Annotated in this window: 7 protein-coding genes and 1 pseudogene; 4 read left to right on the top strand and 4 right to left on the bottom strand. The window is 68.0% G+C overall.

The genetic code is table 11. The features are described from left to right. Positions 1-948, bottom strand: a 948-nt coding sequence (locus X803_RS21425) for an MFS transporter (protein ID WP_035778270.1), incomplete at its 3' end; no start/stop codon positions are given. A gap of 318 nt (positions 949-1,266) precedes the next feature. Here X803_RS21425 and X803_RS0107975 point away from each other — a divergent pair. From X803_RS0107975 to X803_RS0107960, 4 genes are all read left to right on the top strand, one after another. Continuing rightward, on the top strand, positions 1,267-2,679 hold the full coding sequence (locus X803_RS0107975) for an MFS transporter (protein WP_026544728.1): 1,413 nt from the start codon (positions 1,267-1,269) through the stop codon (positions 2,677-2,679). A 147-nt stretch (positions 2,680-2,826) separates the two neighbouring features. Further along, the gene (locus X803_RS18635) at positions 2,827-4,128 is read left to right on the top strand and encodes a serine/threonine-protein kinase (protein ID WP_162149211.1); all 1,302 of its coding nucleotides are present in this window, start codon (positions 2,827-2,829) and stop codon (positions 4,126-4,128) included. After that, the gene (locus X803_RS0107965; RefSeq protein WP_026544727.1) at positions 4,125-4,871 is read left to right on the top strand and encodes a hypothetical protein; all 747 of its coding nucleotides are present in this window, start codon (positions 4,125-4,127) and stop codon (positions 4,869-4,871) included. Before X803_RS18635 ends, X803_RS0107965 begins: the two co-directional genes overlap by 4 nt. A gap of 81 nt (positions 4,872-4,952) precedes the next feature. Further along, entirely contained in the window at positions 4,953-5,942 is a 990-nt protein-coding gene (locus tag X803_RS0107960) for a hypothetical protein (protein WP_026544726.1), read from the top strand. Here X803_RS0107960 and X803_RS0107955 read toward each other — a convergent pair. From X803_RS0107955 to X803_RS18630, 3 genes and pseudogenes are all read right to left on the bottom strand, one after another. Continuing rightward, positions 5,939-7,753, bottom strand: coding sequence for an acetyl/propionyl/methylcrotonyl-CoA carboxylase subunit alpha (locus X803_RS0107955; RefSeq protein ID WP_253907415.1), 1,815 nt, complete (start codon positions 7,751-7,753; stop codon positions 5,939-5,941). The genes X803_RS0107960 and X803_RS0107955 overlap by 4 nt on opposite strands. Before the next feature lie 108 nt (positions 7,754-7,861). Then, positions 7,862-8,497, bottom strand: a complete 636-nt coding sequence (locus X803_RS0107950; protein WP_026544724.1) for a Maf family protein — start codon at positions 8,495-8,497, stop codon at positions 7,862-7,864. Positions 8,498-8,558: 61 nt separating this feature from the next. Next, a pseudogene (locus X803_RS18630) lies at positions 8,559-8,861 on the bottom strand (Maf family protein); the annotation flags it as partial. Between the last annotated feature and the right edge of the window lie 8 nt (positions 8,862-8,869).

Raw genomic sequence — 8,869 nt, 5'->3', positions numbered from 1 at the left:
CGGCCGGGCAAGCGAGCCGACCAGCGGGCCGAGAAACGCGAGCGAGAGTGCAGCCGGGCCCAGCGCAAAGGTGGAGAACTCCGGGAAGGAGTCGAGGATCAGCTTCGGGAAGACGCCGGAGAACCCGATGAACGAGCCGAACGTCCCGATGTACAGGAATGCCATCACCCACAGGTGCGGCTCTCGCAGGGCGGCGATGGAGCCGGCGAGGTCGGACTTGGCGCTGGACAGGTTGTCCATGTACTTCCAGGCGCCGAACGCGGCGATCAAGATGAGCGGCACCCAGATCCAGCCCGCCAGCGGCAGGTTGAGGGTGGCTGCTGCGGCTGTCGCGACGGCCAGCGGAACCACCAGCTGCGCGACGGCGGCACCCAGGTTTCCGCCCGCTGCGTTCAGGCCCAGCGCCCAGCCCTTTTCCCGGACCGGGTAGAAGAAGGTGATGTTCGCCATCGAGCTGGCGAAGTTGCCGCCGCCGAAGCCGGCGAGCGCGGCGATGGTGAGGAGGACTCCGAACGGCGTCTCGGGGTTGCCCACCGCGATCGCGAGCCCGATGGCCGGGATGAGCAGCAGCAGGGCGGAGATGATGGTCCAGTTCCGGCCGCCCAGCCGCGGCACCATGAACGTGTAGGGGATGCGCAGGGTCGCTCCGACCAGGCTGGGCATCGAGATGAGCCAGAAAATTTCGGCGGTGGAGAAGTTGAAGCCGGCGGCGGGGAGGTACACCACCACAATGGACCAGAGCTGCCAGACAACAAATCCGAGGAATTCGCACGCGATGGACCACTGGAGGTTGCGGCGGGCGATGTCCCTACCGCCTGATTCCCACTGGCCGCGGTCTTCCGGATTCCAGTTGTCGATCCAGCGGCCGGGCCGGTGCACGAGTGCTGCGCCGGCGGGTGCTGTTGCTGTTGTGGGCGTTTCCGGGGAAACTGCGCGGTCAACGCTCATGGCTAACCTTTCGTTCGAGGGGCAGTACAGCCACACTAGGAAGGGCGCGTTTCGAGTCAGGTGTCGCTGTGTAAACGCGGTGTGACATCCGGGTATCCGCGGTCGGGAGCACCCGTTATCCCGGAACTTTCGGGCACTTCTGGTGACCCTACGACGTCGGAAGCCGCCGGAAGTGCCCAAAAGTTCGTCAGGAAAGTGTCCACAATGTGGACGGGTTATCTCGCGCTTCGGCGACAGTGCTGTGATTAAGAGCAACAAAACACCTCCGGCCGGGCGCCATTTCCGCACCCCACCGCCGTCCATAGAAAGCAAGAATCCATGTCATCGTCATCATCGACTGTGGAACCAGAGGCAACCAAGCCGCTGAACTCGCGCGGTCGCGTTATCTTCGCCAGCCTCATCGGCACCACCATCGAGTTCTACGACTTCTACATCTACGCCACGGCGTCGGTGCTGGTGTTCCCCGCACTCTTCTTCCCGAACTCCGACCCGGCCACTGCGCTGCTGCAGTCCTTCGCGGTCTTCGGCGTGGCGTTCGTCGCGCGTCCGCTCGGGTCGATCGTCTTCGGCCACTTCGGTGACCGGATCGGCCGCAAGGGCACCCTGGTCGCCTCCCTGCTGACAATGGGTATCGCCACCTTCCTCATCGGTGTCCTTCCCACGGCGCAGGTACCCGGGTGGTCCTTCTGGGCGCCGGCAATCCTGGTCCTCCTGCGCTTCATGCAGGGTCTCGCCCTCGGCGGCGAGTGGAGCGGCGCTGCGCTGCTGGCCACCGAGAACGCACCCAAGGGCAAGCGGGCCGTCTACGGAACCTTCCCGCAGCTTGGTGCGCCGATCGGCTTCATCATCGCCAACCTGCTGTTCGTGCTCCTCAACGCTGTGCTGCCCACCGAGGCATTCCTCGCCTGGGGCTGGCGCGTACCGTTCATCGCCAGCGCCATCCTGGTGATCGTGGGCCTTTACGTCCGGCTCAAGCTGATCGAGAGCTTCTCGTTCCAGCAGGTCATCGAGAAGGGCAAGGTAGTCAAGCTGCCCCTGGCCGCAGTATTCACCAAGCAGTGGCGTCCGCTGGCACTGGGCACGTTCATCATGTTCGCCACCTACGTGCTGTTCTACCTGATGACCTCCTTCACCCTGACCTTCGGAACCTCCCCGGCCACGGTGGAGCAGGCCCGCACCGCCGCCGAGGCGGCCGGCCGCGAGTATTCCGATGCTGCGGCAGCCGCGTTTGTACCGGGACTGGGCATCAGCCGTGGAGACTTCCTCTGGATGCTGATTATCGGCGTCGTCTTCTTCGGTATCTTCACCGTGGTCTCCGGGCCGCTGGCCGAGAAGTTCGGCCGCCGCAAGATGCTCCTGGCGGTCACCGCCGGCATCGCCGTGTTCGGCCTGACCTGGGTGCCACTCTTCGGTGCCGGAACCAGCGGGGCCATGGCGCTGCTGATCATCGGCTTCATCCTCATGGGCCTGACCTTCGGACCCATGGCGGCGATCCTGCCGGAACTGTTCCCCGCGAACGTCCGGTACACCGGCTCCGCCGTGGCGTACAACCTGTCCAGTGTGATCGGGGCGGCGCCGGCGTCGTTCGTGGCGATTGCCCTCTGGCAGGCAGCCGACGGAAGCACGTTCCTCGTGGGCCTCTACCTGAGCGCCGCCGCGGTGCTGACGTTCATTGCACTGTGGCTGTCCCGTGAGACCCGCGACCGCGATTACGAGAACAACATCGCCTGATCAGGCAGCAGAACTGAAGGGCTCCCGTCCATCCCCGTGGGGATTGGGCGGGAGCCTTTTGCATGATGCCTCTTCCCAAGTTTTCCGCAGGGACGCCGAGCCAGAATCATTGTCAGGCTTAGCATTTTTCAGCGGGAGCGGATGGGCATGGATCAGGAAACGCTCGCGAGCGGACGGTATGTCCTCGACCGCGTCATCGGCGCGGGGGGCATGGCGGACGTCTACCGCGCGCGTGACACCCGCCTGCACCGGGACGTGGCGGTCAAGATGTTCCGCCGCGGATCCGCCGAGGGAGTGGCGCGGGGATCAGCGGAAGCCCGAATGCTGGCTGCCCTCCACCATCCCGGCCTGGTCCGGGTGCTGGACATGGACGCCGAGTGCATCCGGCTTGAACCCTCCTACCTCGTCATGGAATACGTCAAGGGCCCGGACCTGGGATCCCTGCTCCGCGAGGGCGCACTGCCCCCGGAAAGAACGACGACGGCGGCCCTCGACATTGCCCGCACCCTTGAGTACATCCACGGCTGCGGAATAGTTCACCGCGACATCAAGCCCTCCAACGTGCTCACCCGTGCCGGCGACGCAACCGACGGCTCATTCAGCTTCCTCCTGACCGACTTCGGAATCGCCAGGTTCTTCGAAAGCAGCAGGGTCACCGCGACCGGCAGCCTCATCGGCACCGCCACCTATTTCAGCCCGGAACAGGCCCGGGGCGACCGCGTGGGAACCCCGACGGACGTCTACGCACTCGGCCTGGTCCTCATCGAGTGCCTCACCGGCGAACCCGCGTTCCCCGGCACCGGGCTGGAAAGCGCGCTGGCCCGGCTGAGCCGTCCGCCGGTCATCCCGGACTCCTTCGGCGAAGGCTGGTACCGGCTCCTGACCGCCATGACGCTGGACAACCCGCTGGACCGGCCCACCGCCGCCGAGGTGGTCCGCAGCCTGAACGCGCCCGGCTTCCCTGCGGTTGCCTTGACACCCGAAACAACGACGAGGACGGCACCTCCCGCTCCGACCCTCGCCGCGCAGCCGCTGGACATTCCGCGGACGCCGGTTGTGGTGTCGTTCGGGAGCAGCGCTCCCTGCCCGCAGCCGGTGCCGAGTGGGACGGAGGCGCCGCTTGGGGCGGGCGCGCCGCTTGGGGCGGATGCGCCGCTTGGGACAGACGCGCCGCTTGGCGCGAACTCCTCGTCAGCGGCGCACCCCATGTCAGGAGCGGTCGCGTCCGGCGGAGCGCAACCGGACGTCCCCCTCCAGGAAAGCCGGGACGCTGGAACCGGGCTGCGCGGCAGGGTGCTGGCCGTCGTCGTCGTGCTGGTGGGATTGACGCTTGCCGTCCTGCTCATCATCTTTGATGTGCAGGCGGGGCCGGGCCCGAACCCGCTGCCCACCGTGCCGGGGAGTACCGGCGCCCTGCTCGACAGCCTGTATGAAAGCGTGCAGCCATGAGCATGCGTGCCGCCCTGTGCGCAGCGGCCGTGGCGGCGGGGCTGGTGTTCAGCGGGTGCTCGGCGCCGCAGATCGAGCCGGAGGTGGCGCGGGAACTCCAGTCCGAAGTGCAGGGGATCGCAGTCCTCGCTGCGCGGGGCGACACCGCGGACGCCGTCGCCGCGGCGCATGGCCTCGCCGCCCGCGTCCGGACGGCACAGGTGGAAGGGCGCATCACCGGTGAACGCGCCGTCGTGATTCTCCAGCGGGTGGAGCAGCTGATCGAGCGGTTGGTGCGGTCGGGAGCGGGTCCCGCGGCGTCCGACCTGCCGCAACCCCTCGCAGGACCCCCGTCCACGCCGTCGGATCCACCGGTCGACCAGCCGGAGGAGCCGCCGGCCGATCCGACCGAGGAACCGGAAGAGCCTGATCCGGAAAAGGACACAGAACCCGATCCGGAGGAGACCGACACCGACGACACTGAGGAACTCCCCGCCCCCGAACCAGCGCCCGTCGCAGACGCACCCCTCCCGGACGTACCTCTCCTGGACACCGGGACCACGGACAGCGGTTCCAGCGGCTCCAGCGGTTCCAGCGGTTCCGGGACGTCGGGCAATTCCGGCACCTCGGGAGGCGGTACGGGAACGGGCCAGCAGGAACCCATCCTCCCGGCTCCTGCGGTCGGCAACGACGCAGCGAACAACGGCGACGGCGATGACGACGGCGGCAAGGGCCGCGGCCGCGGACGAGGCGGCGATGACTGAACAGGCGGCGATGACTGAACAGCCCGCGCTGACTGACCAGGCGGGCACCCCGCCCACCCTCCGCGCGGTACCCTTTCCACCATGCGGACTGACCCTGCACTACCGACCTGGCTGCTCGACACCGACCCCGCGCTGCGCTGGCAGGTGCAGCGGGACCTTGCGGAAGCGCCCGAGGAGCAGTGGCGGGAAACCCGGGCGCGGGTCGCCACCGAGGGGTTCGGGTCCGTGCTGCTCGGCCAGCAGGATCGGGACGGCCAGTGGGCGGGCGGCGCGTACTTCCCCGCCGGCTTCGACTTCGAGGGCCCCGAAGCTGCACCCGACGCGGGGCAGCCCTACACCGCAACCACCTGGTCGCTGAATGCGCTGCGGGACTGGGGGCTGGACGCTGACGCGCTCGCCGGCACGGCAGAGCTGCTGGCACGGAACAGCCGCTGGGAGTATGACAACCTGCCCTACTGGGACGGCGAGGTGGACTGCTGCATCAACGCCTTCACGCTCGCCAACGGAACCTGGCTGGGCGCCGACGTGAGCGGACTCGCCCGGTGGTTCCCGGAACACCAGCAGGACGACGGCGGCTGGAACTGCGAGTGGGTAGAGGGCTCCACGCGGTCCTCGTTCCATTCGACCCTGAACGTCCTCAGGGGCCTGCTGTACCGCGAGGCGGCCACCGGTGACGGCGAAGAACTCCGCGCGGCCCGCCGGAAGGGTGAGGAGTACCTGCTGGAGCGGCGCCTGCTTTACCGGCTCTCCACCGGGGAACCCGTGGCGCACTGGGCCACCCGGTTCGCGTACCCGTTCCGCTGGTTCTACAGTGCACTGAACGCGGTGGACTACTTCCGGGCTGCCACCCTGCACGACGGTGGTAGCCCGGATCCGCGCCTGGCTGACGCTATCGACGTCATCCGTTCCGCCCGCCAACCGGACGGCACCTGGCTCCAGGAGCGCCGGCATCCGGGACGCGTATGGTTCGAGGTGGACGTACCCGCCGGGAAACCGTCACCCTGGCTGACCTTTTACGGCACGAGGGCGCTTGCCTGGTGGGACGGCGCCAAGGAGCGGGACGGAAGCTAGCTGATCGCTGCGATGACGGCGCCGGCGGACACGGTGTCGCCCGGCGTCGCGGTCAGCCCGGACAGCGTGCCGGACTTGTGGGCGGTCAGCGGCTGCTCCATCTTCATTGCTTCGAGCACCACAATGAGATCGCCTTCGGACACCTCGTCGCCGTCCTGGACTGCCACCTTGACGATGGTGCCCTGCATCGGCGAGGTCAGGTCATCGCCGCTGGCCGCGGCAGCCCCGCCGCGTGCGCGGGCAACCTTCTTGGGCTTTGCGGCCGCCTTGCCGCCGGACTTGCCGTTGGCGACGCCCAGCGAGGCCGGGAGGACCACCTCGAGGCGCTTTCCGCCGACCTCGACGGTCACCCGCTGCCGGTCATCGGACTCTTCCGCCGACGCCGCCGCATCGCCGCCCGGCGTCCACGGCGCGATGGTGTTGGTGAACTCGGTCTCGATCCAGCGGGTGTGTACCGAGAAGCTGCCGGACTCCGGAGCGAAGGCCGGGTCGCTTACGACGGCGGCGTGGAACGGCAGGACGGTGGGCATGCCCTCGATCTGCATTTCCGCCAGCGCACGGCGGGACCGCTGCAGCGCCTGGGTGCGCGTGGCGCCCGAGACGATGAGCTTCGCCAGCATGGAGTCGAAGTTGCCGCCGATGACCTCGCCGGCTTCGATGCCGGAATCCACCCGTACGCCGGGGCCGGTCGGCAGTTTCAGGGTCTGAACGGTGCCGGGGGCGGGCATGAAGTTGCGGCCGGCGTCTTCCCCGTTGATCCGGAATTCGAAGGAGTGGCCACGGACCTCGGGGTCGGCGTAGCCCAGTTCCTCACCGCGCGCGAGGCGGAACTGCTCACGCACCAGGTCAGTGCCGGTGACTTCCTCGGAGACGGGGTGCTCCACCTGGAGGCGGGTGTTGACCTCGAGGAACGAGATGGTGCCGTCCTGGCCCACGAGGAACTCGCACGTCCCGGCGCCTTGGTAGCCGGCTTCCTTCAGGATGGCCTTGGACGCCTCATACAGGCGGCGGTTCTGGTCTTCGGACAGGAACGGTGCGGGAGCTTCCTCCACCAGCTTCTGGTTGCGGCGCTGGAGCGAGCAGTCGCGGGTGGAGACCACCACCACGTTGCCGTGCGCGTCGGCGAGGCACTGGGTCTCCACGTGGCGGGGGGCATCGAGGAAACGCTCAACGAAACACTCGCCGCGGCCGAACGCCGCCGTCGCCTCACGGACCGCCGACTCATAGGCCTCCGGAATCTCCGCACGCTCACGCACCACCTTGATGCCGCGTCCGCCGCCCCCGTAGGCGGCCTTGATAGCCAGTGGCAGGCCGAACTCGTCGGCGAAATCGAGTACTTCCTGTCCGGAGGACACCGGATCCTTGGTGCCAGGAACCAGGGGAGCGCCCACCTTCTCGGCAATGTGGCGGGCCTGCACCTTGTCGCCCAACTGCGCAATGGCAGAAGGGGAGGGGCCAATCCAGGTCAGTCCGGCGTCGAGCACTTTCTGCGCAAACCCGGCGTTCTCGGAGAGGAAGCCGTAGCCCGGGTGGATGGCGTCCGCGCCGCTGCGTGCAGCAGCATCGAGGATCTTGTCCATGACGAGGTAGGACTCCGCCGCCGTGTTGCCGCCGAGCGCGAAGGCCTCATCGGCCAGGCGGACGTGCAGCGCGTCCCGGTCCGGATCGGCATAGACGGCCACCGAGGCGATGCCTTCATCCCTGGCCGCGCGGATGACGCGGACCGCGATCTCTCCGCGGTTGGCGATCAGGACTTTGGTGACGGGTGCGGCGGATACCGGCATCGACTCGCGCATCATCGACTCGCTCATGGGTGATAGGGCTCCTTCTGGTCTGTTGGGAGCCTAGCGCGGTTTTGTTGCTACCGCCCATAAACCATGCCCATTCCCCGTGTTGGAGCGCGATTATTTGTAGGGATGCTACAAAGCGTTGCCGACCCGCCAGAAATCGGTGATGTTGACCCCCGCGGCGAGCAGCAGCTCCCGCAGCGTGGAAATGCTGAGACCGATGATGGCGTGCGGATCGCCGTCGACCTTCCGGATGAACGCTCCACCCCGCCCGTCGATCGTGAAGGAACCGGCGCACTGCAGCGGTTCGCCGGTGGCGATGTACGCATCGATTTCCGCATCCGACAGCGGCAGAAAGTGGACCTCGGCGGAGGCCACCGCACCGGACGCTGAGCCGAGGCCGGTGCCGTTGCGGGTGTCCACCAGCCAGTGACCGGTGTGCAGGGTGCCATGGGAGCCGGACATGCGCTTGATCCGGGCCCGTGCGACGTCGGCCTCATAGGGTTTGCCGTGCGCCTCGCCTTCGAACTCGAAGACCGAGTCGCAGCCGAGGACCAGCGCGCCGGCGGCCTCGGGAAGGGCTGCCACGGATTCGGCCTTGGCGCGGGCCAGCAACAGTGCGGTGTCATAGGGGCCGGGTGTTCCGCGGGCGGCAGTGACGGCGTCCTCGTCGACGTCGGACACCGTGACGGTGTGCGCGATGTCCGCCTCGGCGAGGAGCTTGGTGCGGGCGGGGGATGCGGAAGCGAGGATCAGCCGGAGGGTCATGCGATCCAGCCTAGTGTGGCGTACTCCCGCCGCCACCCCCGTGAGTTGGCAGGGTGCCATGGGAGCCGGACATGCGCTTGATCCGGGCCCGTGCGACGTCGGCCTCATAGGGTTTGCCGTGCGCCTCGCCTTCGAACTCGAAGACCGAGTCGCAGCCGAGGACCAGCGCGCCGGCGGCCTCGGGAAGGGCTGCCACGGATTCGGCCTTGGCGCGGGCCAGCAACAGTGCGGTGTCATAGGGGCCGGGTGTTCCGCGGGCGGCAGTGACGGCGTCCTCGTCGACGTCGGACACCGTGACGGTGTGCGCGATGTCCGCCTCGGCGAGGAGCTTGGTGCGGGCGGGGGATGCGGAAGCGAGGATCAGCCGGAGGG

The organism is Arthrobacter sp. 35/47, assembly GCF_000520475.1.
GTDB lineage: Bacteria > Actinomycetota > Actinomycetes > Actinomycetales > Micrococcaceae > Arthrobacter_D > Arthrobacter_D subterraneus.
This window is presented reverse-complemented; position numbering and strand designations above follow the sequence as displayed.

Excerpts from the sequence above, each read along its gene's own strand:
- X803_RS0107955 (WP_253907415.1), bottom strand. The coding sequence starts at position 7,753 with ATGAGCGAGTCGATGATGCGCGAGTCGATGCCGGTATCCGCCGCACCC.
- X803_RS0107975 (WP_026544728.1), top strand. The coding sequence starts at position 1,267 with ATGTCATCGTCATCATCGACTGTGGAACCAGAGGCAACCAAGCCGCTG.
- X803_RS0107965 (WP_026544727.1), top strand. The coding sequence starts at position 4,125 with ATGAGCATGCGTGCCGCCCTGTGCGCAGCGGCCGTGGCGGCGGGGCTG.
- X803_RS0107960 (WP_026544726.1), top strand. The coding sequence starts at position 4,953 with ATGCGGACTGACCCTGCACTACCGACCTGGCTGCTCGACACCGACCCC.
- X803_RS18635 (WP_162149211.1), top strand. The coding sequence starts at position 2,827 with ATGGATCAGGAAACGCTCGCGAGCGGACGGTATGTCCTCGACCGCGTC.
- X803_RS0107950 (WP_026544724.1), bottom strand. The coding sequence starts at position 8,497 with ATGACCCTCCGGCTGATCCTCGCTTCCGCATCCCCCGCCCGCACCAAG.